The sequence below is a fragment of the Enterobacter cloacae complex sp. 370H10 genome (assembly GCF_050031535.1).
Classification (GTDB): Bacteria; Pseudomonadota; Gammaproteobacteria; order Enterobacterales; family Enterobacteriaceae; genus Enterobacter; species Enterobacter intestinihominis.
The window spans coordinates 5,079,516-5,104,514 of sequence record NZ_JBLGWG010000001.1 but is presented as its reverse complement, the minus strand read 5'-3'; the positions used below and the strand labels follow the sequence as shown (position 1 = coordinate 5,104,514).

Here is a 24,999-nt window from a genome sequence, read left to right as displayed (position 1 = left end):
CAGTCCTTTCGTATCAGTGTGTTTTTTTCAGCCCGGCAGATGCGCGAACCTGTTCAAGAATGGCTGTCCAGTCTTCGCGCCCGCGCCCGGCGGCGCGTGCCTGGTTGTAAACTTCGCGTGAAGCCGCGCCCAGCGGCATTGGGACATGCAGCTGGTTGGCCACGTCGAGGGCGATCCCCAGATCCTTATGCGCAAGGTCGATCATGAAGGCGGGTGAAAGATCCCCTTTCAGCACCTTGTTCGGCCATGACGTGGTGAAGTGGCCTTTGCCCGCAGGTGTGCCGCTCATCACCTTGAGCGCCACGTCAAAGGAGAGGCCAAGCGCTTCGCACAGTACGGCGGCCTCGGCGGAAAGGGCGTTCAGGGCGATGCTCATGTAGTTATTGATGAGCTTGACGCGGATGCCCATTCCCGGCCCGCCGGCGTTAATCAGTTCATTACCCATCGCCATTAAGACGGGGGTGGCACGCTCAACCTGCTCTGCCGTGCCGCCTGCCAGCAGGAGTAGCGTACCGGCGATGGCATGATCAGAGGTGCGCCCGACGGGCACGTCCATCAGGCTGAAGCCTTGCTCAGCCATGTCGCGGATCAGCGCGTCGGTTTGCAGCGGGTGAATGGTGGACATATCAATGACCAGTGCGTCGCGGGATAATCCTTCGCACACGCCGTGCTCGCCGAACAGCACGCTGCGCACCAGGTCGCCGTTTGGCAGCATAGTGATCACGAATTCGGCATCCGTTGCTGCCTGTGCGGGCGTTGCCGCCGCCCGGGCGCCGCTCTCTACCAGCGCCTGAACCGCCTGCGGGTTCACATCAAAAACGTTAAGCTGGTGGCCCTGTTTCAACAGATTCTTCGCCATGGGCGCGCCCATCTGTCCTAAGCCGATAAATGCGATTGCTGACATGCCTCTCTCCTGTCACATCGTGTCAATTTTTGCGCGTTTGTGGTGTCTGTTTTTGATCGTATTTGTAATTTATAGTCAAAAAATTGACACGGGTCACTTTTTAAACATTTGGTGAAATTAAAATGAAGGCATCAGAAATCGCAGAAGGAATCACCATGACTCGCATCGTTTGTGTCGGCATTACCGTGCTGGATCGCATCTGGTATCTCGAGGATTTACCAAAAGAAGGTGGGAAATATGTCGCAAAAGACTACACGGAAGTGGGCGGCGGCCCGGCGGCAACGGCTGCAGTGGCAGCCGCGAAACTGGGCGCGGAAGTGGATTTTATTGGTCGGGTGGGGGACGACGATACCGGCAGACGGTTGCTTGCGGAGCTGGAATCCCTGGGGGTGAACACCCGCTATACGCGCGTAGTTAAGGGGGCCCGATCGTCGCAATCGGCGGTGCTGGTGGACGCAGGTGGGGAAAGAGTGATTGCCAACTACCCCAGCCCCGATCTGCCCGCCGAGGCAGGCTGGCTGCATGAAATCGACTTCTCTCAGTGGGACATTGTCTTAGCCGACGTGCGCTGGCATGACGGGGCAAAACAGGCATTTACCCTGGCCCGTCAGCAGGGCGTTCCGACGTTGCTGGATGCGGATGTTACCCCGCAGGATATCGTGGAGCTGATCGCCTTAAGCGATCACGCGGCCTTCTCTGCGCCTGGGCTGCGGCGTTTAACGCAGTTGGATGAAACAGAAGACGCATTAAAAAAAGCACAAATGCTCACAAATGGACATGTGTATGTCACGCAGGGGCGAGACGGCTGTTTCTGGCTGGAAAACGGCGCGCTATGTCATCAGCCTGGTTTTGAAGTGAAGGTCATTGATACCACCGGCGCGGGCGACGTGTTCCACGGTGCGCTGGCGGTCAGCCTGGGGCAGAAATTGCCCGCCGCAGACGCCGTGCGTTTTGCCAGCGCCGTCGCAGCACTGAAATGCACAAAGCCCGGCGGGCGCGCGGGTATACCCGACTGTGATCAAACCCGCTCTTTTTTGTCACTTTTTGTATAAAATGCGGGGCGTGATGGTTTTCAGAGGACAGCCCATGAGCCTTACCGAACTGACCGGCAACCCGCGTCACGATCAGCTGCTGACGCTGATTGCCGATCGCGGCTATATGAACATTGATGAACTGGCGCAGCTGCTGGATGTGTCGACGCAAACCGTGCGCCGGGATATCCGTAAGCTCAGCGAGCAGGGGCTGATCACCCGTCATCACGGCGGTGCGGGCAGGGCATCCAGCGTGGTCAATACGGCGTTCGAACAGCGTGAAGTTTCGCTTACCGAAGAGAAACGGGCGATTGCCGAAGCGATTGCGGACTATATCCCGGATGGCTCGACCATCTTTATCACTATCGGGACGACCGTGGAGCACGTTGCCCGGGCACTGCTTAACCATAATCATCTGCGCATCATCACCAACAGCCTGCGGGTGGCGCACATTCTTTATAAGAATCCGCGTTTTGAGGTGATGGTACCTGGCGGTACGCTGCGCCCGCATAACGGCGGCATTATCGGGCCTGCGGCAACGGCGTTTGTGTCTGGCTTCCGGGCGGACTACCTCGTGACCAGCGTGGGGGCGATAGAGCACGACGGCGCGATGATGGAATTTGACGTTAACGAAGCCAGCGTGGTGAAAACCATGATTGCCCACTCCCGTCACATTTTACTGGCGGCCGATCATACGAAATACCACGCCTCCGCGGCGGTTGAAATTGGCAACGTGGCGCAGGCGACGGCGCTGTTCACCGATGAGCTGCCCGGCCCGGCGCTGCAAAGTCACCTAAAATCCAGCAAGGTTGAGGTTGTCGAAGTGAATTCCGGAGAAGAGCAGCAGGCTGGCTGATCGTCTTATGGCCCGATATTGCGATTCGGGCCTTTCCTTTCTCTAAGCTGAATCTGGCGCATAGCTAAACTTTCTCTTTCCCGCTACAGTTACTTTTCCACGGCGAAAGGAGATAAACATGCTTTATATCTTTGACTTAGGAAATGTAATCGTCGATATCGATTTTAACCGGGTGCTGGGCGCATGGAGCGATTTTAGCCGTGTTCCGCTGGCGACGTTAAAGCAGAATTTCGCGATGGGTGAGACTTTCCATTTGCACGAGCGCGGTGAGATCAGCGACGAAGCGTTCGCAGAGCGTTTCTGTCAGGAAATGGGTCTCTCGTTAAGTTACGAGCAATTTTCCCACGGCTGGCAGGCCATATTTGTCGCGATCCGCCCCGAAGTGATCGACATCATGCACAAGCTGCGCGAGCAGGGGCATCGCGTTGTCGTGCTGTCTAATACCAACCGCCTGCATACCACCTTCTGGCCGGATGAATACCCTGAAATTCACGCGGCGGCAGATAAAGTGTATCTCTCCCAGGAGATGGGGATGCGTAAACCTGAGGCGCGCATCTATCAGGCGGTATTGCAGGAAGAAGGATTCACGGCAGCGGATGCGGTCTTTTTTGACGACAACGTCGATAATATAGAAGGGGCTAATCAGTTAGGTATCACCTCCATTCTGGTGACCGGAAAAGAGACGATACCGAACTACTTTGCGAAGCAGTTATGCTAAAAACCGTTCATCAAAAAGCCAATCACCACACGCGCCCGCTGAGGGCGTGGCTGAAACTCCTCTGGCATCGCATTGATGAGGACAACATGACCACGCTGGCGGGCAATCTCGCTTACGTGTCCTTGCTCTCGCTGGTTCCGCTGGTGGCGGTGATTTTTGCGCTTTTTTCGGCGTTTCCGATGTTTGCCGATGTGAGCATGCAGCTTCGCCATTTTGTTTTCGCAAACTTTATACCTGCCACCGGCGATGTGATCCAGAACTACATTGAACAGTTTGTCGCTAACTCCAGCAAGATGACGGCGGTGGGGGCGTGTGGGCTTATTGTTACCGCGCTGCTGCTGATGTACTCCATCGACAGTGCGCTCAACACTATCTGGCGGAGCAAAAAAGTCCGCCCAAAGGTCTATTCCTTTGCCGTCTACTGGATGATTTTAACCCTCGGCCCCTTGCTGGCGGGGGCGAGCCTGGCGATCAGCTCTTACCTTCTTTCGCTGCGCTGGGCGAGCGATTTAAACAGCGTGATCGATAACGTGCTGCGCATCTTCCCGCTGATTTTATCGTGGCTTTCGTTCTGGCTGCTTTATAGCGTGGTGCCAACTACGCGCGTACCCAACCGGGATGCCGTGGTGGGTGCGCTGGTCGCGGCGTTGCTCTTTGAGTTGGGCAAGAAAGGATTCGCGCTTTATATCACCATGTTCCCCTCTTATCAGCTGATTTACGGCGTACTGGCGGTGATCCCCATTTTGTTTGTCTGGGTCTACTGGACGTGGTGCATCGTCTTGCTTGGCGCCGAAATAACTGTCACTCTCGGGGTCTACCGCGAACTTAAAAAAGCAGCAGAAGCTGAAAAACAACAAGAAGCAGACCAACCATGATTGCATTGATTCAGCGCGTAACCCGTGCCAGCGTCACCGTGGCGGATGAGGTGACGGGTGAAATCGGCCCAGGACTTTTGGTGCTCCTGGGTGTCGAAAAGGATGACGACGAACAAAAAGCCAACCGCTTGTGTGAGCGCGTGCTGGGCTACCGCATTTTCAGCGATGCGGAAGGCAAGATGAACCTGAACGTTCAGCAGGCGGGCGGCAGCGTGCTGGTGGTGTCCCAGTTTACGCTGGCTGCGGATACCGAACGCGGCATGCGGCCGAGTTTTTCGAAGGGCGCGGCACCGGATCGCGCAGAAGCCCTTTACGAGTACTTTGTTGAGCGCTGTCGCCAACAGGACATGAATACACAAACCGGACGATTCGCTGCGGATATGCAGGTTTCGCTGGTGAACGATGGCCCCGTCACATTCTGGCTCCAGGTATGAGCCAACTGGCGGCCTGGCCGCGGGTAACAAGAGAGAGTACAGCTATGTATCACCTTCGAGTACCGCAAACGGAAGAAGAGTTAGAGGTTTATTACCATTTCCGCTGGGAAATGCTGCGCAAGCCACTGCATCAACCGAAAGGGTCTGAACGCGACGCCTGGGACGCGATGGCGCACCACCAGATGGTGGTTGATGAAGAGGGCAATCTGGTTGCCGTGGGGCGTCTGTATATCAATGCCGACAACGAAGCTTCAATCCGCTTTATGGCCGTTCACCCCTCCGTGCAGGACAAAGGCCTCGGAACGCTGATGGCAATGACGCTGGAATCCGTCGCCCGTCAGGAAGGGGTCAAGCGCGTCACCTGTAGCGCCCGTGAAGATGCCGTTGAGTTCTTTGCCAAGCTTGGTTTCGTGAATCAGGGGGAAATCACCGCCCCGCAAACTACGCCGATTCGTCACTTTTTGATGATCAAACCCATCGCCACCCTGGACGATATTCTCCATCGTGCCGACTGGTGCGGGCAGCTCCAGCAGGCGTGGTATCAGCACATTCCGCTCAGTGAAAAAATGGGCGTGCGTATTCAGCAATATACCGGGCAAAAATTTATTACCACCATGCCGGAAACCGGCAACCAGAACCCACACCATACCCTGTTTGCCGGTAGCCTGTTTTCACTCGCCACGCTCACCGGCTGGGGACTGATCTGGCTGATGCTGCGCGAACGTCATCTCGGCGGCACCATTATTCTGGCCGATGCCCATATCCGCTACAGCGCGCCGATCAGCGGCAAGCCGAGCGCGGTAGCTGACCTGGGCGCACTGGGTGGCGATCTCGACCGTCTGGCGCGTGGGCGTAAAGCACGCGTACAAATGCAGGTTGAGCTGTTCGGCGATGAAACGCCGGGCGCGGTGTTTGAAGGCACCTATATCGTTCTGCCTGCGAAGCCGTATGGCGCGTATGAAGAGGGCGGGAACGAGGAGGAGTAGCAGTCGTCTGGAAAGCGGCTCGCAAATACACAACGTAGCAGGAATTATACTTCGCTTTATTCAGCGTATCCCATTAACGTAATCAGCTAGGGGTACGTCATTGACGTACATTGGATGTTTGCTACTATAAGCCAATGGCGTATGATTTATGCTATTCATTGAAACGGATATTTTTACAGAAGACGTCAAAACGTTACTGGATGACGACGAATATCATAGGTTCCAAATATTCCTGGCAACGCAACCGGATTACGGCGATCTGATCCAGAATACGGGAGGCTTGCGAAAGATTCGCTGGCTTGCTGGCGGTAAGGGAAAGCGTAGTGGAGTCAGAGTTATCTATTTTCACCGTACGCGTGAGTGTGAAATCAGGTTGCTGCTCATCTATCGCAAAGGGATCAAAGATGACCTCTCCGCGGGTGAAAAAGCCATACTGAAAAAGATGATTGAGAGGTGGTAAATGGATAAGGCGCTGTTTGAGCGATTAACCCAAAGCATTGCGCAAATCAACGAAATTGCCGAGGGCCAACGAGAGCCGTCGCGTACGTTTCAAATTGATGCGATGAAAATAAAAGAAATTCGTCAGGCGTCCGGGTTGTCGCAGAGTAAATTCGCGAACTTAATCTCAGTTAGCGTTGATACGTTGCGTAACTGGGAACAAGGCAGACGCTCACCTACAGGCCCCGCTAAAGCGCTATTGCGCGCCATTGCTAACGACCCTCAACATGTCATCCCAGCCCTATCGCAGTAAATAGCCCGGTTGCACAGAGGCTCGCCGGGCTTTAGTGGAAATTACTCCCCTTCCCCCGGGAACAGGAACGGGTTGATCGAGCTACGGGCAAAGCCCTCCTGCTCCATCTTCGCGTCCAGGATCAGCGAGGCGAGATCGTCGGCTACCGCTTCGACTTTCGGGTCTTTTTCCTGATACAGAATCTTCAGGTAGGTCCCGCAGTCGCCGCAGCTTTCGGCTTTCACCGCCGCGTCTTCGTTTTCCAGCGACCAATAGTTCAGATCGCGGGTCTGTTCGCAGTTGCTGCACTTGATGCGCACCACGTGCCACTCGGTTTCACACAGGTTGCAGTGCAAGTAGCGCAGCCCCTGCGTCGTACCAATCTGTACCATGCTGGAGACCGGCATTGAGCCGCACACCGGGCAAAACTGGCGCGCTTCGCCATATTCAGCGCGGGCTTTACCCGGGATCAGGCTCGCCATTTGCGCCCAGTAGAGCGACAGCGCAGCCCAGATGAACGGCGCTTTATCGCTGCTCACCAGCGAGAAGTCGGAGGCAAACAGCGCGCTCGCCATCTCTTCCAGCTCTTGCTCTGAGGCTTTTTCCAGGTTCTCAATGACCGCCAGCGCCGTGCCGCTCATTTCGGGCTTCAGCTCGGCAATCAGCGAATGCAGCAGCTTATGCCAGTGCTTGTCGCGCGGCAGAACGTGAATGTCCAGCGGCGGCTTGCCCTGCGCGTTGGCTTCTTTGATGCGTGCGGTCAGATCCATTTGCAGCGGGTGGTCGTATAGCACCACTTCCTGCGCATGGGCGACCAGCGCGGCAAAACGCAGAAAATCGCCCAGCGGGTTGTTCTCTGCCAGCTCGCGCAGACGCTCTGCGCGGCGGTTGTAGAGGTTCTTGAGTCTGGGGAACAACAACGGCGGAATATAATCCGCCGTGCGTTTCTCGCTCGACCCCAGCTCATCTTGCGGGATTATGCGAATACTCATTCAGATGACTTTTCCTGTTTCTGGCGGACTTCACGGTACCAGCGCGGGTGATGTTTCTTCGCCCACGTACTGGTTACCCATCCTTCCACCATCGCGGTAATGGTGCCTTTCACCCAAAGGGCGGCGTAGATATGCACCATGATAACCACAATTAACGCCACTGCGGCAAATGAATGCAGCATCAGCGCAAATCGGATCACCGGGATTGAGAAAGCAGGCGCAAAGTACGGACGCCAGATGATCACGCCGCTCACCAGCAACAGGACCAGGAAGATAATCGCCGCCCAGAATACGCATTTCTGGCCGAAGTTATAACGCCCGGTATCACCCACTTCCTCGTTGACGACGATCTTACGAATATTCTTCGCCCAAAAGATATCATCCCGATTGATTAGGTTATGGTGCCAGTAGCGGAAAAACATGATGATAAACGAGGCAAACATCACCACACCCACGAACGGGTGCAGGATGCGCGCCAGCTGCGGCGTGCCCAGTATCTGCATCAGCCAGTTGAAGGAGGGGAAGAAGAACCCCAGCCCGCTTATCGCCGCCAGCATGAAGCAGAAGGCGGTGACCCAGTGGTTGATGCGTTCCGGCGCGGTGTAGCGCACGATGGTGTCACGTTTTCTCATTTGCGCACCTCGTCTTTCTCTTCATGCAGGTTATCGTCTTCCTCTTCCGCGCGGTTCGGACCAACGCCGACGTAGTGGAAGATGCTCGCTGCAAAGGTGGCCGCAAAACCGACCGCGGCCAGCGGTTTCCAGATACCTTTCCAGAACTTCACGGTGGCGCTGATTTCCGGGTTCTCCGGCAGGCCATGGTACAGATTCGGCTTGTCGGCGTGGTGCAGCACGTACATCACGTGCGTACCGCCAACCCCGGCCGGATCGTACAGGCCCGCGTTATCGTAACCACGGGTTTTCAGCTCGCCCACGCGCTCTGCCGCCAGCGTTTTCATATCCTCTTTAGAGCCAAAGTGGATAGCGCCGGTTGGGCAGGTCTTCACGCAGGCTGGCTCCTGACCGACATTTACGCGGTCAACGCACAGCGTACATTTGTAGACGCGGTTGTCTTCCGGGTTCATGCGCGGCACGTCGAACGGACAGCCCGCGATGCAGTAGCCGCAGCCAATACACTGCTCAGACTGGAAGTCGACGATGCCGTTGGCATACTGAATGATAGCCCCTTCTGACGGACACGCCTTCAGGCAGCCCGGATCCGCACAGTGCATACAGCCGTCTTTGCGGATAAGCCATTCCAGTTTGTCGTTCTGTTCCACTTCCGAGAAACGCATTACCGTCCAGGACTTGGCGGTCAGGTCCGCCGGGTTGTCGTACACCCCGACGTTGTGACCCACTTCGTCACGGATGTCGTTCCACTCTGAACAAGCCACCTGACAGGCTTTACAGCCGATACAAGTGGTCACGTCGATAAGCTTCGCCACTTCCTGCTGGTGGTCCCGCGCCTGAGGCGCGGGCGTGAAACCGTTAGTCGCGGAACGACGGATAATGTCTTGAGATTGATAAGCCATAAGTCGTCTCCGTTACACCTTTTCCACGTTCACGAGGAAGGCCTTAAACTCCGGCGTCTGCGTGTTCGCATCACCGACGAACGGCGTCAGGGTATTCGCAATGAACCCTTTCTTCGCCACGCCCTCATAACCCCAGTGAATTGGGATGCCGATGGTATCCACCTGCTGACCATGAACGTTCAGCGTGCGAATACGCTTGGTCACCACCGCCTTGGCTTTGATGTAGCCGCGGTTAGAGGAGACCTTCACGGTATCGCCATGGGCGATGCCGAGCTTGTCCGCCAGCTTCTCGCCGATCTCCACAAACTGTTCCGGCTGCGCGATGGCGTTAAGCAGCGCGTGCTTGGTCCAGTAGTGGAAGTGCTCGGTCAGACGGTAGGTGGTGCCGACATACGGGAACTTGTCCTTTTTACCCAGCGCTTCAAAATCGCCCTTGAAGATACGGGCTGCCGGGTTAGAGACCACGTTCGGGTGCAGCGGGTTAGTACCCAGCGGCGTCTCAAACGGCTCATAGTGTTCCGGGAACGGACCTTCCGCCATCTTATCGATAGCAAACAGGCGCCCCATCCCTTCAGGCTGCATGATAAACGGCCCGACATCGCTGCCTGGTGCGGCAGTGCTGTAGTCCGGAATATCCACGCCGCCCCATTTCGCGCCGTCCCACTTGAGTAGCTGACGCTTCGGATCCCACGGGTTGCCCTGCGGGTCAGCAGAGGCACGGTTATAGAGGATGCGGCGGTTAAGCGGCCATGCCCATGCCCAGCCCAGCGTATTACCGAGGCCCGACGGGTCGGCGTTATCGCGGTTGGCCATCTGGTTGCCTTTCGGCGTCCAGCTACCGGCAAAGATCCAGCAGCCGCTTGACGTCGTACCGTCGTCACGCAGGTGTGCGAAGGTGCTGAGCTGATCGCCTTTCTTCGCCAGCACGGTGCCGGTCGCCGGGTCGATAACGTCCGCCAGCGCCTTACCGTTGCTCTCCATGGCCACTTCTTCCGGCGCAGGGTTTTCCGGCGTCGAATAGTTCCAGGTCATGTTCAGCACCGGCTCAGGCGTTGCGCCGCCTTCAGCCGCGTACATTTTACGCAGGCGTAAGAAGATACCGGCCAGGATCTCGCCGTCGTTCAGGGCGATGCCCGGGGCGTCCGCACCTTTCCAGTGCCACTGCAACCAGCGGCCAGAGTTGACGATAGAGCCGTTCTCTTCCGCGAAGCAGGTGGACGGCAGACGGAACACTTCGGTCTGAATCTTCGACGGGTCGACATCGTTCGACTCACCGTGGTTCTGCCAGAACGTCGAGGTTTCGGTATTGAGCGGGTCAATCGTCACCAGGTACTTCAGTTTCGACAGAGACTCGACTACCTTGTTCTTGTTCGGGAACGACGCCACCGGGTTAAAGCCCTGGCAGATATAGCCGTTGACCTGGCCCTGGTGCATCATTTCGAAGTACTGGAGGACGTCGTACCCTTTGTCCCACTTCGGCAGCCAGTCAAAGCCCCAGCTGTTTTCCGCCGTCGCCTTGTCGCCGTAGAAGGCTTTCATCAGCGAGACGAAGAACTTCGGATAGTTGCCCCAGTAGTTTACCTGGCCTTCGAGCAGCGGTTTTGGCGTGCTGGCCGTCAGATAGGTTTGCAGGTCAGTCTGTTTCTCGCTCGGCAGGTTCATGTAACCCGTCAGGCTCTGAGACAGCAGGCCAAGGTCGGTCAGACCCTGAATGTTGGAGTGACCGCGCAGGGCGTTAACGCCGCCGCCTGCCATCCCCATGTTGCCGAGCAGCAACTGAACCATCGCCATGGTGCGGATGTTCTGCGCGCCGATGGAGTGCTGCGTCCAGCCGAGTGCATACAGGAACGACGCGGTTTTATCTTTCGCGCTGGTTTCCGCAATCAACTCGCACACCTTCAGGAAGTCCGCCTTCGGCGTCCCACAGATGTTTTCGACAACCTCTGGCGTATAGCGGGACACGTGCTCTTTCAGCAGGTTCCACACGCAGCGCGGGTGTTGCAGGGTGGTGTCGCGCTTCGCAAAGCCGTTTTCGTCCAGCTCGTAGTTCCAGCTGGTTTTGTCGTACCTGCGTTTTTCGGCGTCATAACCGCTGAACAGGCCATCTTCGAAGTGGTAATCCTCACGCACGATCAGGCTGGCGTTGGTATAGGCTTCGGTGTACTCGCGGTTATATTTTTCGTTGGTCATCAGGTACAGCAATACGCCTGACAGGAAAGTGATGTCAGTACCTGAACGAATAGGGGTGTAGAAATCCGCCACTGACGCTGTACGCGTAAAGCGGGGATCGATCACAATCAGCTTCGCGCCGTTGTGGATTTTGGCTTCCATCGCCCAGCGGAACCCGACAGGGTGCGCTTCAGCGGCGTTACCGCCCATCACCACAATAAGGTTGGCGTTCTTGATGTCGACCCAGTGGTTGGTCATCGCACCGCGACCAAATGTTGGAGCAAGACTTGCTACCGTTGGTCCGTGTCAGACACGCGCCTGGTTGTCGACCGCGAGCATACCGAGTGCGCGCGTAAATTTCTGGGTTAAATAGCCGGTTTCGTTACTGGACGCTGAAGCACACAGCATGCCGGTGGAGAGCCAGCGGTTAACGGTGGTGCCTTCGGCATTCTTCGCAATAAAGTTGGCATCGCGGTCTTCTTTCATCAGCTTAGCGATGCGATCGAACGCCTCTTCCCAGGTGATTTGCTGCCATTTGTCAGAGCCGGGAGCGCGGTACTCAGGAAACTTCAGGCGGCTTTCGGAGTGGATAAAATCTACCAGACCGGCCCCTTTCGGACACAGCGCACCACGGTTGACCGGATGATCCGGATCGCCTTCGATGTGGAAAATAGATGCTTTGGCGTTTTTCGCACCGTCGCCGAGGCTATACATTAACAGCCCACAGCCGACGGAGCAGTACGTACAGGTGTTACGGGTTTCGCGGGTGCGCAGCAGTTTATACTGCCGAGTTTCCGCCAGCGCTACGCCGGGCGCAAAGCCCAGTGCCGCCGCCGTGGTGCCTGCCATACCGCCAGCGCAGATCTTAAAGAACTGCCTTCTGCTGACCTGCATGGGTCACTCCTTGGTTCATTACGACATTGCTATGTAGTTTTACTTTGCGGTTGAGAATTAACCGCAAAGGAGAAAAATTTGCGTTAATCCCTCATTTCTCCGAGGGATAAGCCCAGAATACCACAATGTCGGTACGCCTGTTCCAACGGCGTTAAAACAAAGTGAACGTATTATCACGGCATTGATTATAAAGTGTGATATCAATCACATTTCTCTCTGCGGATGTTAAGGGTGTGTAGCAGATGACCGGTTGCACCCCTCCGAATTGAGTAGGAGAATGGATGCTGAAAAGTTGATCCATACTATGCGTAAGGTCCGCTGTTTGTGGTGCAATAGCAGGCTCACTTCCGTGGTTGTTCAGGAATACCGTCGTGTTTAAACAAAACCGTGCTACCCACGCGTCGCCACTGCCTGCGGGCATTGTGGAACTGTCGGTACACAGACCGCCTCACATTTCACATGCCACGCCGGATTTTCTGGCGGAAGAGGTCCCCGTTGCCCTGGTTTACAACGGTATTTCGCATGTGGTGATGATGGCCTCGCCGAAAGATCTGGAGCTGTTCGCCATAGGTTTTTCCCTCTCGGAAGGCATCATTGCGCATCCGCAGGAGATCTACGGCATGGATGTGGTTCATGCCTGTAATGGTCTTGAAGTGCAAATCGAACTCTCCAGCCGCCGCTTTATGGGGCTGAAAGAGCGCCGCCGGGCGCTGGCCGGACGTACCGGCTGCGGCGTGTGCGGCGTTGAACAGCTTAACGATATCGGCAAACCCATTATCCCGCTGCCGTTCACCCAGACGTTCAATCTGGCGCACCTTGATCGGGCGCTTGAGCACCTGAACGACGTGCAACCCATCGGTCAGCTCAGCGGCTGTACCCACGCGGCGGCATGGATATTGCCGTCAGGCAACATTGCCGGCGGTCATGAAGATGTGGGCCGCCACGTCGCGCTGGATAAGCTGTTAGGTCGCCGCGCTCGGGAAAGCAACGTCTGGCAGCAGGGCGCGGCGTTAGTCTCCAGCCGCGCCAGCTATGAGATGGTGCAAAAGTCCGCCATGTGCGGCGTGGAAATTCTGTTTGCGGTGTCAGCGGCAACCACGCTGGCGGTGGAAGTGGCGGAGCGCTGCAACCTGACGCTGGTGGGGTTCTGCAAGCCGGGTAGAGCAACTATTTACACCCATCCGCAGCGATTGATAGTTGATCAGTAATTTTGAATGAGTATAGCAAATCCTTCCGCTTTTAGTTGTTCATGATGAGGTCTAATATTTATCTCATCAAGGCACGGCGCCTTATCTAAACAACTTAACGAAAGGATTTATCTCATGAAAAGCATCAAAACTTTTGTCGCAGTAATCGCTCTGGCAACATCTTTCGGTTCTTTCGCTGCGCAGACTGTGACCGCATCCGCCTCTACGCTGGACGGTGCAGAAGCTAAAATCGCCGCACAGGCTCAGGAAGCGGGCGCGTCATCCTACAAAATTACTCAGGCATTCACCGGTAACCGCGTACACATGACCGCTGAACTGAACAAATAATTTCGCAGTACCGTCGAAAGAGCGCCCCTGGGGCGCTTTTTTAGTTTATGCCCGCCAGACGCAGCAGCGCCGTCACCACCGCCGCCGCGACGATCACCACAATTAACGGCATTTTGCGCCAGGCCAAAAACACCGCGAACCCCACCCCCAGCACGCGCGCCATCCCGGCAAAATGGTCCCCTTCATAAAACGTTGTCGCCAGCGCGACGGAGAACAACAAAACGGTAGCCGCATCTGAAAGCAGCGCCTGCGACCGTTCAGAAAGCGCCAGCCGGCTGCCGAGTTTTGCCCCGCCGAGACGCATCAGATAGGTTCCGGCAGAAAGAATGGCGATGTCGAGAATAAAGACCGTCATGTTTTCCATTATTTTTTCCTCGCGGCAAGGCCGAGCAAAGAGAGCAGCACCGGCAGGCCAACCGGCGCAAACGGTACGGCGGCCAGCGACAACACCGCGCCGCTACAGGCGCGGATCAGCGTGGTACGGTTTTTAAATGCCGGCACCACTAACGCCAGCAGGATCGCCGGGAACACCGCGTCCAGCCCGATGGTTTCCGGGTCTGGCAGTAGCTTGCCGACCATCGCCCCCAGCACCGCGCCCAGCGGCCAGATGATTGCCACGCCTAACCCGCACAGCCAGTAGGCCGCTTTACGCTGCTCGGCGGTTTTTTGCGACAGGCCAAACACCACGCTTTCATCGTTCATGATATGACAGCCCAGAAAGCTCAGGCCGCGCTTGCCCACCAGGTCACGCACCGTCACGCCGAACGGCACATGGCGCGCGTTTACCAGTAAACCGGCTGCGGCCGCCGCCAGCGGATTGCCGCCGCTCGCCACGATGCCGATGAACATAAACTCGGATGCGCCTGCCAGCACCGTGAGTGAGAGAACAAACGGCACCCACAGCGGGAAGCCGTAGGCCATCGCCAGTGAGCCATAAGACATGCCGACCACGCCCACCGCGAGGCAGACCAGGACGATCGCTTTTATCGTGTCGCCTTTCAGGCAAGAGAGATGATTCTTCATACCATTTTAGCCATATCGAACGTATTTCCATTATAATGAACGCATCAAAAACGTTTTACAAGGCGAACGATTCGTTCGTTATAGAGAGAATGAGGCCGTTATTATGACGCAGCCAATCAGCGTAATCGCCAGAAGCCTGGTGCGCGAACGCCTGCGAACCGGACTTTCGCTGGCGGAAATTGCCCGCCGTGCCGGGATCGCTAAATCCACGCTTTCACAACTGGAGTCTGGCAACGGCAACCCTAGCCTGGAAACGCTCTGGTCGCTTTGCGTGGCGCTGGATATTCCGTTTGCCCGGTTACTGGAGCCGCAGCAGCCCGTCACGCAGGTGATCCGCCGCGGCGAGGGCACAAAAGTTGTCGCCGGGCAGGCGAACTACGAGGCGATTTTGCTCGCGGCGTGTCCGCCGGGGGCGCGTCGTGATATCTACCTGCTGCTGACTCAGCCGGGGGCAGACCGTATTTCCCAGCCGCATCCGCCTGGGTCGGTTGAGCATATTATCGTGACCCAGGGGCGGGCGATGGTCGGCCTGATCGACGCGGCAGAAGAGCTCGGCCCGGGAGATTACATTTGCTACCCTGCTGACCAGCCGCATATCTTTAAGGCGCTGGAGCCAGATACGCACGCGCTGCTGGTGGCGGAACAAAACTAACGAAGATACGGAAAATCATGTCGCTTAAAGCCATTGCCAAAGAACTGGGGCTGTCTGTTACCACCGTCAGCCGCGCCCTCAACGGATATGACGACGTTTCTGCTGAGACGCGCGCCCGCGTGGAAGCGGAGGCCCAGCGCCGTGGCTACCGACCAAATACCTTTGCCCGTCGCCTGAAGATGGGCAAAATCGACGCCGTCGGGTTGGTGTTTCCGGTGCATCCTGTTCCGCTCAATAACAGCGTTTTTATGGACATGGTCGGCGAAATTAGCCACGAACTGGCGCGACATGAGATTGACCTGCTGCTCATCGCTGACGACGATCTGGCGGACAAACACAGCTATATGCGCATGGTGCAGAGCCGACGCGTGGATGCGCTGATAGTGGCGCATACGCTGGATCACGATCCGCGTCTTGAGCAGCTTCAGGCCGCCGGGTTCCCGTTCCTGGCGCTCGGCCGCAGCCAGCTGCCGCAGCCGTACGCGTGGTTCGATTTCGACAACTATGCCGGTACGTATCAGGCCACCCGCTGGCTGATCGAGAAAGGCCATCAGCGCATTGCGCTGCTGGGCGAAAGCAACAACCAGGCATTCATCACCCAGCGTCGCCAGGGCTTCCTGGACGCGCTGCGGGAAGCCGGTCTTTCCAGCGAATGGCTGCGCGCCATGCCCCCTTCGCGCCGCGTGGGGTATGCCACCACGCAAGAACTTCTCTCCCTGCCGCAGCCGCCCACGGCCATCATTACCGACTGCAACACTCACGGCGACGGCGCAGCGATGGCTCTGGCGCAGATGGGGCGCTTAACCGGTGAAAATGCCGTCTCGCTGGTGGTCTATGACGGTTTACCGCAGGACAGCATTGTCGATATCGACGTCGCGGCGGTGATCCAGTCTACCCGTCAGGGCGTCGGGAAACAGATTGCCGATATGGTGCGCCAGCTGATTAACGGCGACGACATTGATACGCTTCAGGTGCTCTGGCAGCCGGAATTTTCCCCAGGCCAGACGGCCTGATTACACCAAAAATTCAAAACTCGATCACAGATCCGAAACGTTGTGGTTTATATCCGAAACGTTTCGGATCAACACTCAGGACATCCCGATGACAGGAGATGTCCGATGCAAGATGCCATTTTTCGACTTGAAAGCAATACGGTTGACGTGGTGCTAAAAGCCCACCCGTTCGCCGAAATTCTCTACTGGGGGCCGCACCTTCAGCACTTCTCGCCGCAGGATGTGCTGAGTATTGCGCGCCCGGTTGCTAACGGCAGGCTGGACGTCGACTCCCCCGTCACGCTGATGGCAGAGCTGGGGCACGGCCTGTTTGGTTCGCCCGGCATCGATGGGCATCGTCAGGGGCTGGACGGATCGCCTGTCTTCACCACCACAGGCGTACAACAGCAGGGGCAAACCCTGACGGTAACGGCGGAAGATAAACAGGCGGGCCTGCGCCTGACCAGTGAATTAACGCTGGATGCCAGCGGCGTACTGGTGGTGCGCCATGGGTTAACCAACCTGAAAACGCTGGCGTGGCAGGTGGATCGCTTTGCCGTGACGCTCCCGATTGCCGAGCGCGCGCAGGAGGTGATGGCCTTCCACGGACGCTGGATCAGGGAGTTTCAGCCGCACCGCGTGATGCTTGAACATGACAGCTTTGTGATTGAAAACCGCCGGGGTAAAACCTCCCACGAACATTTCCCGGCGCTGATCGCCGGTACGCCATCGTTCAGCGAAATGCAGGGCGACGTCTGGGGCGTGCATCTGGGCTGGAGCGGCAACCACCGCCTGCGCGCGGAAGCGAAAACCGATGGCCGCCGCTATATGCAGGCCGAAGCGCTCTACCTGCCGGGTGAAATGGCGATTGAAGAGGGGGAAACGCTCTGGACGCCGCGCCTGTATGCCAGCCACTCCCCGCACGGGCTGAACGGCATGAGCCAGCAGTTCCACCGTTATCTGCGCGACAACGTTATCCGCTTCCCGGAAGATAAACCGCGCCCGGTGCACCTCAACACCTGGGAGGGGATCTACTTCAACCACGATCCGGACTACATCATGCGCATGGCCGACGAGGCCGCAGAGCTGGGCGTGGAGCGCTTTATTATCGACGACGGCTGGTTCAAAGGCCGCAACGATGACCACGCGGCGCTGGGCGACTGGTATCTGGACGAGAAAAAATACCCGAACGGCCTTAAGCCGGTGATCGATCACGTTAAACAGCTTGGCATGGAGTTTGGTATTTGGGTTGAGCCGGAGATGATTAACCCGGATTCCGATCTGTACCGCGCGCACCCTGACTGGGTGCTGGCGCTGCCGGGCTACGCCCAGGCGACCGGGCGACATCAGCTGGTGCTCAATCTTAATATTCCGCAGGCCTTTGATTATCTGGTCGAGCGCATGAGCTGGCTGCTGGGCGAGCATGCGGTCGACTACGTGAAGTGGGACATGAACCGCGAGCTGGTGCAGCCAGGGCACAAGGGCAAAGCCGCCGCCGATGCCCAGACCCGCCAGTTTTATCGCCTGCTGGACGTGCTGGGCGAGCGTTTCCCGCACATTGAGTTTGAATCCTGCTCGTCGGGTGGCGGGCGAATCGATTATGAAGTGCTGACCCGCTGCCACCGCTTCTGGGCGTCCGACAATAACGACGCGCTGGAGCGCAACACTATCCAGCGCGGCATGAGCTACTTCTTCCCACCGGAGGTGATGGGGGCGCATATCGGTCATCATAAATGTCACGCCACCTTCCGCCAGCACAGCATTCAGTTCCGCGGGCTGACGGCGCTGTTTGGTCACATGGGGCTGGAGCTGGATCCGCTCACCGTCGATGCGCAGGAGCGTGAAGGCTATCGCCATTACGCCGCGCTGTATAAGCGGTGGCGCGAGGTCATTCATCGCGGCACCCAGTGGCGTGTGGATATGCCGGACGCCACCACTTTGGCGCAGGGTATTGTGAGCGAAGACAAGACGCAGGGGCTGTTTTTGGTCAGCCAGCTCGCGATGCCGGATTACACCCTGATGATGCCGCTGCGCATGCCGGGGTTAGACGCCAGCGCGCAGTACCGCATCACGCTGCTCGATCATCCGAACATTCAGATTACGGGCGAGGGCGGGCACACCATGCGCAAGCTGCCAGCATGGATGGAAACGCCGCAAACTGTGAGCGGTGAGTGGCTGATGCAGGCGGGCATAGCGCTGCCGATTCTGGATCCGGAAACCGCCATTCTGATTGGTGTGAAACGCGTGTAAGGGTGACGGGCCGGGCAACCGGCCCTCCGTTGAGGATAAAAATAATGAACACAACAACCTGTACCCACAAAGACAACCCTAACTTCTGGATCTTCGGGCTGTTCTTCTTTCTCTACTTCTTCATCATGGCCACCTGCTTTCCGTTCCTGCCGATCTGGCTGTCGGACATCATTGGCCTGAACAAAACCCATACCGGGATTGTGTTCTCCTGCATCTCGCTGTCGGCCATTGCCTTCCAGCCGGTGCTGGGGGTCATTTCGGACAAGCTGGGGCTGAAAAAACACCTGCTGTGGATCATTTCGGTGCTGCTGTTCCTGTTCGCGCCGTTCTTCCTGTACGTCTTCGCCCCGTTGCTGAAAACCAATATCTGGCTGGGGGCGCTGAGCGGTGGGTTGTATATCGGCTTTGTCTTCTCAGCGGGTTCGGGGGCGATTGAGGCCTACATTGAACGCGTGAGCCGCAACAGCTTTTTTGAGTACGGCAAGGCGCGCATGTTCGGCTGTCTCGGCTGGGGGCTGTGCGCCTCAACGGGCGGCATCCTGTTCGGCATCGATCCGTCATATGTTTTCTGGATGGGATCGGCGGCGGCGCTGTTGCTGATGCTGCTGCTGATGGTCGCGAAACCGAAGCCCAACCAGACGGCGCAGGTCATGAACGCCCTGGGCGCGAACCAGCGGCAGATCACTGCTAAAACCGTGTTCAACCTGTTCCGCCAGCGCAGAATGTGGATGTTCATCCTGTACGTGATTGGCGTGGCCTGCGTATATGACGTCTTCGACCAGCAGTTTGCTACCTTCTTCAAAACCTTCTTCGCCACGCCGCAGGAGGGGACCCGCGCCTTTGGTTTCGCCACCACAGCGGGGGAAATCTGTAACGCGATCATCATGTTCTGCTCGCCGTGGATCATTAACCGCATCGGTGCGAAAAACACGCTGCTGATTGCCGGGGTGATCATGGCGACGCGCATTATCGGATCGTCGTTTGCCACAACCGCCGTGGAGGTGATTGCCCTGAAGATGCTGCACGCGCTGGAAGTCCCGTTCCTGCTGGTGGGGGCATTCAAGTACATCACCGGGGTGTTTGATACGCGCCTGTCGGCCACCATCTACCTGATTGGCTTCCAGTTTGCCAAACAGTCGGCGGCGATTTTCCTCTCCGCCTTTGCCGGGAATATGTATGACCGGGTCGGCTTCCAGGAGACGTACCTGATGCTGGGCTGCTTCGTGCTGGCGATTACGGTTGTGTCGGCGTTTACGCTGAGTGGCAGGCGGGAGATAGCTGCTACCGCAGGGGCAGCAGCGTTAACACATCAGTCCAGGTAAAACACCTCGTTCAGCTCCGCACTCACCGGGCTGTTGTCCGGGTTAGACGGCATAACGTCAGCCATATGTTTCCACCAGCGCTGGCAGACGTCGGTGTTTGCCACCGCGTTCCAGCGCTCTTCCGATTCAATCTCCACTGTCGCAAACAGCAGGTTGCGGGCTTTGTCGAGGTAAATGGCGTAGTGGTGCGCGCCGTGGGCTTTCAGCACCGCTTCCAGCTCAGGCCAGATCGGGTTGTGGCGGCGCGCATACTCCTCGTGCGCATCCGGGTTTACCTGCATCACAAACGCTTTGCGGATCATAATGCCTCCAGGTACAGCTCGCGGACCTCATCGCGGCTGGCGGTACGTGGGTTGCACGGCGCGCACGGGTCAGCGAGGGCTTTATCCAGCCAGCCTTCAATATCGGCTTTGGTGACGCCGAGCTGGCTAAATCCGGACGGAATGCCGACCCGGGCGCTCAGGTCACGAATCGCCTGAATGGCTGACATGCTGGCCGCTTCATCGCTCATGCCGCGCGTGTCAACGCCCATCGCCTGTGCCACACGGGCGAATCGGGCGACCGCGTTCGGGCGGTTAAAGTTTTCGATGATCGGCAGCAGGATGGCGTTGCAGACGCCGTGCGGCAGGTTGTGCGTCGCGCCCGGCTGGTGCGCCAGAGCATGCACCAGCCCCAGCCCGGCGCTGTTAAACGCCATGCCCGCCAGATACTGCCCAAAGGCCATCTGCTCGCGCGCTTCCAGGTTGTGACCGTCTTCGACCGCTTTCGGCAGCCAGAGGTTGATCAGGCGAATGGCTTCCAGCGCGTTGGCATCGGTCAGCGGGTGTGCGCCCACGGAGACGTAAGCTTCAATGGCGTGGGTTAGCGCGTCCATGCCGGTTGCGGCGGTCACGGAGGCCGGAATATCGAGCATCACGCTGGCATCGTCCACGGCGATATCCGGGATGATGTTCGGGTCGATAATCACCTCTTTAACCTGACGCGCGGCGTCGATGATCACCGCGTTGCTGGTCATCTCCGCTGCCGTGCCTGCGGTGGTGTTGATCGCCACCAGCGGCACGCCCGCGTTTTTCACCTTGCCGACGCCGGAATAATCGGTTGACGGACCGGGGTTGGCGGTGAGGATTTTGATTGCCTTGGCGGTATCAATCGGGCTGCCGCCGCCAAAGGCAATCAGGTAATCACACTCTGCATCCTGATATGCCGCATAGCCTTTTTGCACCAGCGCTTCCGTCGGATTCGGGAATACTTCATCGAACAGGTGATACGACATCTGATGGGCGTCGAGCGCGGAAAACAAACTGTCGAGCAGGCCCAGCTTCACCAACTGGCCGTCGGTGACAATCAGCGCTTTTCCCCACTGCTTGTTTGCCACCAGATTGACCATATCGCCGATCGCGCCCGCGCCGTGCAGGCTGATTTTGGGGAGTGCCAACATAAAGCTCATGATAATTCTCCTTAATATGCTTTTGAGGTAATCCGTTCCCCTCACCCTAACCCTCTCCCCGGAGGGGAGAGGGGACTGCTCGGTGCGGCTTTTCACCCTCTCCCCTCAGGGGAGAGGGCAGGGGTGAGGGGCAATTTAATTCCGTCTTCGCTGCATCATCCGGCGGGTAATAATCGGCAGCGAAATCACCACGATCAGCATCGCGCCGATAATCACCGACATCACAATGCCGGGCACGTTGAGCAGGCTCAGGCCGAAGGTCACCAGCCCCATCAGGAAGGCGGCGATAATCACGCCCACCATGCTGCCGGACCCACCGAGAATATTGACGCCGCCGAGCACCGCCATCGTCACCACCGCCAGCTCCCAGCCCATCGCAATCGTCGGGCGAGTGCTGCCCAGACGCGAGGTAAGCAGCACTGACGCCAGGCCGGACATTAGTCCCACCAGCGCGAACAGCATCAGATTGTGGCGCTTCACGTTGATGCCGGAGTACCACGCGCCGGTCGGGTTGTTGCCGATGGCGTAGGTGCGGCGGCCAAAGTTGGTGCGGTGCAGCACAAAGGCAAACAGAGCGGCCAGCACGATAAACAGCGCAAACTCAAACGACAGCGCGCCCCAGACGTAGCCCTGGCCGAACCAGGCGAAGCTCTCCGGGTAGCTGTTCAGCGCCTGATCCCCGAGCAGGATGTAGGTGATCCCGCGGTACAGGCTCATGGTGCCGATGGTGATGACGATGGACGACAGGTTAAAGCGCGTCACCAGAATGCCGTTGAACAGCCCGCACAGTAGCCCGACGCCTAATCCGACGCAGACCAGCAGCGGCGTATCGACGCCCGCCGCCGCGCAAAAGCCCATCACCGTGGAGCTGAGCGCGATGGTGGAGGCTACCGACAGGTCAATTTCCCTGGCGATAATCAGCATCGCCATCGGCAACACGATGATCGCTTTTTCGGTGAAGTTGAACGTCGCGTCGGAGAGGTTCCAGATATTGAGGAAGTAGGGTGAGGCGAGCGCGTTCACCACAAACACCGCCAGCGTCACCGCCAGCAGGAACCCCTCCCAGCACAGCAGACGCTGGAAGATGCCCGGCGCAGAAGTGGGTTTGATTGCTTCAGATGTCATCATTTTGCTCATGATTTCACCGCCAGTTTCTGACGTGCCAGCGCCGCATCGCGTAGTATCAATCGGCCTTTACGTTTATTGCCGCGCTCGTTCAGCAGCACTGCTATCACAATTACCGTGCCGGAAATCGCCATCTGCCAGAACGGGGAGACGCCGATCACCGGCAGGGCGTTGTTAATCACCCCGAGGAACAGTGCGCCAAACAGACAGCCGAGCACGCGCCCGGTACCGCCCATGGTGCTGATCCCCCCAATCACACAGGCTGCCACCACCTGCAATTCAAAACCGTTAGCGACGTCAACATACGCAACGGCAAAGCGCGATATCCACAGGTAGCCGCAGAACCCGGCCAGCAGACCGGAAAGGCAGAAGCTAATGAACTGCATTTTTCCGGCGTTGATCCCGGTGTAGTACGCTGCCGTGGCATTACCGCCTGCGGTGTAGAGCGCTCGTCCGGTGCGGCTGTAGCGCAGGAAGTAGCCCACCAGCAGCAGCGCGGCGATGGCGCACCAGCTCAGCACCGGCAAGCCCAGCACTGACGCACGTGGCAGGCCGAGGAAATCTGTACCCATCTGGTTTGAGTTCACCCAGCCGCCGCCGGAGAGCAAAAAGATCATTCCACGGTAGATGCTCATAGTACCGAGCGTTACCACAATCGCCGGAATGCCCAGCTTCCACACCAGCAGGCCGTTTATCGCGCCCATCAGCAGCCCAAGCACGCTGGCAAGGATCAGCAGCGCCCAGACGGGCACGTCCGGGTAATGGAAATTAATCAGGGCGACAATCATCCCGGTCAGGGCCAGATTGGCCGCCATCGACAGGTCGATGCCTTTCGTGAGCAGCACCATCATCTGCCCGAGCGCGAGGACGATCAGAATGGCGGTGTCGTTAAACATCTCCACCAGGTTGCCCGGCGCGATAAACGATGGCACGCGGCTGCCAATGGCGACGATCATCAGGATAATCACCGCGCCCAGCAGGGCTTCGCGGTGTTTTAAGAGTGAGCTAAGCATTATGCCGCCTCCTGTTTTGCACCGCTGGCGGCGCTGACGATGGTTTCCGCCGTCGCGTCTCCCGCCTGGTACTCGGCCACCATCAGCCCCTCGTGCATGACGATAATGCGATCCGCCATGCCCATCACTTCCGGCAGTTCGGACGAGACCATAATTACCGCCAGCCCCTGACTGACCAGCTCGGACATAAACTGATGCACGGCTGCTTTTGAGCCGATATCGATGCCTTTTGTCGGCTCATCGAGGATAATCACGTCAGGGTGCGTCGCCAGCCATTTGCCGATCACAACCTTTTGCTGGTTGCCGCCAGAGAGGGTCTCCACCGCCTGCTTCCAACTGAAGGCTTTCACTTGCAGGCGTTTGGCGTACTCGTCCGCCAGCTTCCATTCACGGTCGTCATGCAGCACACCGTTCGGATTGAGCTTGCTGAGCTGAGGCAGGCTGATGTTCTGGGCAATCGGCAGGGCGATAATCGCCCCCTGTTTCTGTCTTTCTTCCGGCACGCAGACGATACCAGCTTTGATCGCATCCGCAGGCTGGCGGAAGCGCCGGGGCTGTCCGTTGAGGATAATTTCCCCGGACGATGGCCGCGTGACGCCGGAAAGCGCCTGCATCAGCTCGGTACGCCCGGCCCCCACCAGCCCGTAAAAGCCGAGGATTTCTCCTTTACGCAGGGAGAACGAGATATGCGCAAACTCGGTCGGATGGCAGAGGTTTTTCACCTCCAGCACCGTCTCGCCTTTTTCGCAGTCGATTTTAGGGAAAGTTTGGGTAATGGCGCGCCCGACCATCATCGACACCATGCGCTCCTCGGTGATCTCATTTATTGCACCTGCGCCGACGAACGCGCCGTCGCGCAAAATGGTGTAATGGTCCGCCAGCTCAAAAATCTCGTCGAACTTGTGGGAGATAAACAGGATGGCTTTGCCCTCCTGCTTTAAGCGCTCCACAATCTGGTAAAACTCGAGGATTTCATGCTGCGACAGCGCCGCCGTCGGTTCATCGAGGATCACCACCTGCGCCTCAAACGACAGCGCGCGGGCAATCGCCACCATGTGACGCTGGGCGATGCTCAGGGTTTTCAGCGTCGCGCGCGGGTCGATTTGCACTTCCAGCCGCGTGAGGATCGCCTGCGCCCGGCGGTGCATTTCCGGCCAGTCGAGCTTTTTCAGGAAGCCTTTGTGAAGGTACTGACCGACAAAAATATTCTCGGTGACCGAGAGTTCATCAAACAGCACGGTTTCCTGGTGAATGGCGGTGATGCCCATTTTATGCGCCGACTCCGGCGTCGGGAGATGAACGGGGATCGCTTTATAGAGAATTTCGCCCTCGTCGGGCTGGTAAATGCCGGTCATCACTTTGACCAGCGTCGACTTGCCCGCGCCGTTTTCGCCTATAAGCGCCGTCACTTTGCCGGGCCACAGCGCAAGCTGCACGTTCTCAAGAGCACGCACGCCGGGGAACACCTTGGTGATGCCAGAAAGCTGTAGCAATGGGGTCATGATAGTTCTCCTGGACAG

26 protein-coding genes are annotated in these 24,999 nt (G+C 57.7%); 14 read left to right on the top strand and 12 right to left on the bottom strand.

Annotation, left to right across the window (positions count from 1 at the left end; genetic code table 11):
• Nucleotides 1-13 precede the first annotated feature (13 nt).
• Nucleotides 14-904: a sulfolactaldehyde 3-reductase gene (gene yihU / locus ACQG2Q_RS25115; protein ID WP_063850102.1), complete on the bottom strand. Its 891-nt coding sequence runs from the start codon at nt 902-904 to the stop codon at nt 14-16.
• A gap of 155 nt (nt 905-1,059) precedes the next feature.
• Here yihU and ACQG2Q_RS25110 point away from each other — a divergent pair, with 155 nt between their 5' ends.
• The 8 genes from ACQG2Q_RS25110 (at nt 1,060) to nadS (ending at nt 6,555) form a co-directional block, all read left to right on the top strand.
• Complete coding sequence (locus ACQG2Q_RS25110) at nt 1,060-1,956, top strand: sugar kinase (RefSeq protein WP_063850100.1); 897 nt, start codon at nt 1,060-1,062, stop codon at nt 1,954-1,956.
• Nucleotides 1,957-1,990: 34 nt separating this feature from the next.
• Entirely contained in the window at nt 1,991-2,791 is an 801-nt protein-coding gene (locus ACQG2Q_RS25105) for a DeoR/GlpR family DNA-binding transcription regulator (RefSeq protein WP_023298924.1), read from the top strand.
• A 118-nt stretch (nt 2,792-2,909) separates the two neighbouring features.
• A complete protein-coding gene (yihX, locus tag ACQG2Q_RS25100; RefSeq protein WP_023305109.1) occupies nt 2,910-3,509 on the top strand; it encodes a glucose-1-phosphatase in 600 nt (199 codons plus the stop codon).
• The gene (locus ACQG2Q_RS25095; protein WP_023298923.1) at nt 3,503-4,384 is read left to right on the top strand and encodes a virulence factor BrkB family protein; all 882 of its coding nucleotides are present in this window, start codon (nt 3,503-3,505) and stop codon (nt 4,382-4,384) included. Before yihX ends, ACQG2Q_RS25095 begins: the two co-directional genes overlap by 7 nt.
• Nucleotides 4,381-4,818: a D-aminoacyl-tRNA deacylase gene (gene dtd / locus ACQG2Q_RS25090; RefSeq protein ID WP_015569909.1), complete on the top strand. Its 438-nt coding sequence runs from the start codon at nt 4,381-4,383 to the stop codon at nt 4,816-4,818. The genes ACQG2Q_RS25095 and dtd overlap by 4 nt, the downstream gene beginning before the upstream one ends.
• A 44-nt stretch (nt 4,819-4,862) precedes the next feature.
• A complete protein-coding gene (gene fabY, locus ACQG2Q_RS25085; RefSeq protein ID WP_022649838.1) occupies nt 4,863-5,804 on the top strand; it encodes a fatty acid biosynthesis protein FabY in 942 nt (313 codons plus the stop codon).
• A gap of 148 nt (nt 5,805-5,952) precedes the next feature.
• A complete protein-coding gene (locus ACQG2Q_RS25080) occupies nt 5,953-6,264 on the top strand; it encodes a hypothetical protein (protein ID WP_022649837.1) in 312 nt (103 codons plus the stop codon).
• On the top strand, nt 6,265-6,555 hold the full coding sequence (gene nadS, locus ACQG2Q_RS25075) for a NadS family protein (RefSeq protein WP_032626927.1): 291 nt from the start codon (nt 6,265-6,267) through the stop codon (nt 6,553-6,555).
• Nucleotides 6,556-6,596: 41 nt separating this feature from the next.
• Here the strand turns inward: nadS and fdhE are convergent, their stop codons facing one another.
• Genes fdhE through fdnG form a run of 4 tightly spaced genes read right to left on the bottom strand, consistent with a single transcriptional unit; the run spans nt 6,597 to nt 12,120 of the window.
• A complete protein-coding gene (fdhE, locus tag ACQG2Q_RS25070; RefSeq protein WP_022649835.1) occupies nt 6,597-7,526 on the bottom strand; it encodes a formate dehydrogenase accessory protein FdhE in 930 nt (309 codons plus the stop codon).
• Complete coding sequence (fdoI, locus tag ACQG2Q_RS25065; RefSeq protein WP_006808711.1) at nt 7,523-8,158, bottom strand: formate dehydrogenase cytochrome b556 subunit; 636 nt, start codon at nt 8,156-8,158, stop codon at nt 7,523-7,525. The genes fdhE and fdoI overlap by 4 nt, the downstream gene beginning before the upstream one ends.
• Entirely contained in the window at nt 8,155-9,057 is a 903-nt protein-coding gene (gene fdxH, locus ACQG2Q_RS25060) for a formate dehydrogenase subunit beta (RefSeq protein WP_003861960.1), read from the bottom strand. The genes fdoI and fdxH overlap by 4 nt, the downstream gene beginning before the upstream one ends.
• 12 nt (nt 9,058-9,069) lie before the next feature.
• On the bottom strand, nt 9,070-12,120 hold the full coding sequence (gene fdnG, locus ACQG2Q_RS25055; RefSeq protein ID WP_096216868.1) for a formate dehydrogenase-N subunit alpha: 3,051 nt from the start codon (nt 12,118-12,120) through the stop codon (nt 9,070-9,072).
• A gap of 371 nt (nt 12,121-12,491) precedes the next feature.
• Between fdnG and fdhD the strand changes: the two genes are divergently transcribed.
• Entirely contained in the window at nt 12,492-13,328 is an 837-nt protein-coding gene (gene fdhD / locus ACQG2Q_RS25050; RefSeq protein WP_063150745.1) for a formate dehydrogenase accessory sulfurtransferase FdhD, read from the top strand.
• A gap of 114 nt (nt 13,329-13,442) precedes the next feature.
• Nucleotides 13,443-13,655 (top strand): DUF1471 domain-containing protein, encoded by a 213-nt coding sequence (locus ACQG2Q_RS25045; RefSeq protein ID WP_003861966.1) that lies wholly within the window; start codon nt 13,443-13,445, stop codon nt 13,653-13,655.
• Between the two features lie 40 nt (nt 13,656-13,695).
• Here ACQG2Q_RS25045 and ACQG2Q_RS25040 read toward each other — a convergent pair whose 3' ends face one another.
• Both ACQG2Q_RS25040 and ACQG2Q_RS25035 read right to left on the bottom strand, forming a co-directional pair.
• Nucleotides 13,696-14,019: an AzlD domain-containing protein gene (locus ACQG2Q_RS25040; protein ID WP_426759275.1), complete on the bottom strand. Its 324-nt coding sequence runs from the start codon at nt 14,017-14,019 to the stop codon at nt 13,696-13,698.
• Entirely contained in the window at nt 14,019-14,678 is a 660-nt protein-coding gene (locus ACQG2Q_RS25035; protein ID WP_003861971.1) for an AzlC family ABC transporter permease, read from the bottom strand. Before ACQG2Q_RS25035 ends, ACQG2Q_RS25040 begins: the two co-directional genes overlap by 1 nt.
• 103 nt (nt 14,679-14,781) lie before the next feature.
• On the opposite strand from ACQG2Q_RS25035, the gene ACQG2Q_RS25030 reads away from it, so the two are divergent.
• The 4 genes from ACQG2Q_RS25030 to ACQG2Q_RS25015 all read left to right on the top strand — a co-directional run bounded on the left by ACQG2Q_RS25030 (nt 14,782) and on the right by ACQG2Q_RS25015 (nt 19,894).
• Nucleotides 14,782-15,330 (top strand): helix-turn-helix domain-containing protein, encoded by a 549-nt coding sequence (locus tag ACQG2Q_RS25030; RefSeq protein ID WP_023305101.1) that lies wholly within the window; start codon nt 14,782-14,784, stop codon nt 15,328-15,330.
• A gap of 17 nt (nt 15,331-15,347) precedes the next feature.
• Nucleotides 15,348-16,343 (top strand): LacI family DNA-binding transcriptional regulator, encoded by a 996-nt coding sequence (locus ACQG2Q_RS25025; protein ID WP_045308721.1) that lies wholly within the window; start codon nt 15,348-15,350, stop codon nt 16,341-16,343.
• 105 nt (nt 16,344-16,448) lie between these two features.
• Complete coding sequence (locus ACQG2Q_RS25020) at nt 16,449-18,572, top strand: alpha-galactosidase (protein WP_045308720.1); 2,124 nt, start codon at nt 16,449-16,451, stop codon at nt 18,570-18,572.
• A gap of 44 nt (nt 18,573-18,616) precedes the next feature.
• Nucleotides 18,617-19,894 carry an MFS transporter gene (locus ACQG2Q_RS25015; RefSeq protein ID WP_045308719.1) on the top strand — a complete coding sequence of 426 codons (1,278 nt, stop codon included), beginning with the start codon at nt 18,617-18,619 and terminating at the stop codon, nt 19,892-19,894.
• Here the strand turns inward: ACQG2Q_RS25015 and rhaM are convergent.
• The 5 genes from rhaM to ACQG2Q_RS24990 all read right to left on the bottom strand — a co-directional run bounded on the left by rhaM (nt 19,882) and on the right by ACQG2Q_RS24990 (nt 24,981).
• On the bottom strand, nt 19,882-20,196 hold the full coding sequence (rhaM, locus tag ACQG2Q_RS25010; RefSeq protein WP_022649824.1) for an L-rhamnose mutarotase: 315 nt from the start codon (nt 20,194-20,196) through the stop codon (nt 19,882-19,884). The two genes, ACQG2Q_RS25015 and rhaM, sit on opposite strands and share 13 nt — an antisense overlap.
• Nucleotides 20,193-21,341 (bottom strand): lactaldehyde reductase, encoded by a 1,149-nt coding sequence (fucO, locus tag ACQG2Q_RS25005; protein WP_063850098.1) that lies wholly within the window; start codon nt 21,339-21,341, stop codon nt 20,193-20,195. The genes rhaM and fucO overlap by 4 nt, the downstream gene beginning before the upstream one ends.
• Nucleotides 21,342-21,476: 135 nt before the next feature.
• Nucleotides 21,477-22,478 carry an ABC transporter permease gene (locus ACQG2Q_RS25000; RefSeq protein ID WP_063152739.1) on the bottom strand — a complete coding sequence of 334 codons (1,002 nt, stop codon included), beginning with the start codon at nt 22,476-22,478 and terminating at the stop codon, nt 21,477-21,479.
• Nucleotides 22,475-23,479: an ABC transporter permease gene (locus tag ACQG2Q_RS24995; RefSeq protein ID WP_023305096.1), complete on the bottom strand. Its 1,005-nt coding sequence runs from the start codon at nt 23,477-23,479 to the stop codon at nt 22,475-22,477. Before ACQG2Q_RS24995 ends, ACQG2Q_RS25000 begins: the two co-directional genes overlap by 4 nt.
• Nucleotides 23,479-24,981 (bottom strand): sugar ABC transporter ATP-binding protein, encoded by a 1,503-nt coding sequence (locus ACQG2Q_RS24990; protein WP_023305095.1) that lies wholly within the window; start codon nt 24,979-24,981, stop codon nt 23,479-23,481. Before ACQG2Q_RS24990 ends, ACQG2Q_RS24995 begins: the two co-directional genes overlap by 1 nt.
• Nucleotides 24,982-24,999 lie beyond the last annotated feature (18 nt).

Bases quoted from the DNA above. Each gene is read 5' to 3' on its own strand.
- ACQG2Q_RS25035 (WP_003861971.1), bottom strand. From the start codon at position 14,678: ATGAAGAATCATCTCTCTTGCCTGAAAGGCGACACGATAAAAGCGATC.
- ACQG2Q_RS24990 (WP_023305095.1), bottom strand. From the start codon at position 24,981: ATGACCCCATTGCTACAGCTTTCTGGCATCACCAAGGTGTTCCCCGGC.
- ACQG2Q_RS25025 (WP_045308721.1), top strand. From the start codon at position 15,348: ATGTCGCTTAAAGCCATTGCCAAAGAACTGGGGCTGTCTGTTACCACC.
- fucO (WP_063850098.1), bottom strand. From the start codon at position 21,341: ATGAGCTTTATGTTGGCACTCCCCAAAATCAGCCTGCACGGCGCGGGC.
- rhaM (WP_022649824.1), bottom strand. From the start codon at position 20,196: ATGATCCGCAAAGCGTTTGTGATGCAGGTAAACCCGGATGCGCACGAG.
- nadS (WP_032626927.1), top strand. From the start codon at position 6,265: ATGGATAAGGCGCTGTTTGAGCGATTAACCCAAAGCATTGCGCAAATC.
- fabY (WP_022649838.1), top strand. From the start codon at position 4,863: ATGTATCACCTTCGAGTACCGCAAACGGAAGAAGAGTTAGAGGTTTAT.
- ACQG2Q_RS25015 (WP_045308719.1), top strand. From the start codon at position 18,617: ATGAACACAACAACCTGTACCCACAAAGACAACCCTAACTTCTGGATC.
- ACQG2Q_RS25000 (WP_063152739.1), bottom strand. From the start codon at position 22,478: ATGAGCAAAATGATGACATCTGAAGCAATCAAACCCACTTCTGCGCCG.
- yihU (WP_063850102.1), bottom strand. From the start codon at position 904: ATGTCAGCAATCGCATTTATCGGCTTAGGACAGATGGGCGCGCCCATG.
- fdxH (WP_003861960.1), bottom strand. From the start codon at position 9,057: ATGGCTTATCAATCTCAAGACATTATCCGTCGTTCCGCGACTAACGGT.
- ACQG2Q_RS25030 (WP_023305101.1), top strand. From the start codon at position 14,782: ATGACGCAGCCAATCAGCGTAATCGCCAGAAGCCTGGTGCGCGAACGC.
- fdoI (WP_006808711.1), bottom strand. From the start codon at position 8,158: ATGAGAAAACGTGACACCATCGTGCGCTACACCGCGCCGGAACGCATC.
- ACQG2Q_RS24995 (WP_023305096.1), bottom strand. From the start codon at position 23,479: ATGCTTAGCTCACTCTTAAAACACCGCGAAGCCCTGCTGGGCGCGGTG.
- yihX (WP_023305109.1), top strand. From the start codon at position 2,910: ATGCTTTATATCTTTGACTTAGGAAATGTAATCGTCGATATCGATTTT.
- ACQG2Q_RS25095 (WP_023298923.1), top strand. From the start codon at position 3,503: ATGCTAAAAACCGTTCATCAAAAAGCCAATCACCACACGCGCCCGCTG.
- ACQG2Q_RS25045 (WP_003861966.1), top strand. From the start codon at position 13,443: ATGAAAAGCATCAAAACTTTTGTCGCAGTAATCGCTCTGGCAACATCT.
- dtd (WP_015569909.1), top strand. From the start codon at position 4,381: ATGATTGCATTGATTCAGCGCGTAACCCGTGCCAGCGTCACCGTGGCG.
- fdhE (WP_022649835.1), bottom strand. From the start codon at position 7,526: ATGAGTATTCGCATAATCCCGCAAGATGAGCTGGGGTCGAGCGAGAAA.
- ACQG2Q_RS25080 (WP_022649837.1), top strand. From the start codon at position 5,953: ATGCTATTCATTGAAACGGATATTTTTACAGAAGACGTCAAAACGTTA.
- ACQG2Q_RS25020 (WP_045308720.1), top strand. From the start codon at position 16,449: ATGCAAGATGCCATTTTTCGACTTGAAAGCAATACGGTTGACGTGGTG.
- ACQG2Q_RS25040 (WP_426759275.1), bottom strand. From the start codon at position 14,019: ATGGAAAACATGACGGTCTTTATTCTCGACATCGCCATTCTTTCTGCC.
- ACQG2Q_RS25105 (WP_023298924.1), top strand. From the start codon at position 1,991: ATGAGCCTTACCGAACTGACCGGCAACCCGCGTCACGATCAGCTGCTG.
- ACQG2Q_RS25110 (WP_063850100.1), top strand. From the start codon at position 1,060: ATGACTCGCATCGTTTGTGTCGGCATTACCGTGCTGGATCGCATCTGG.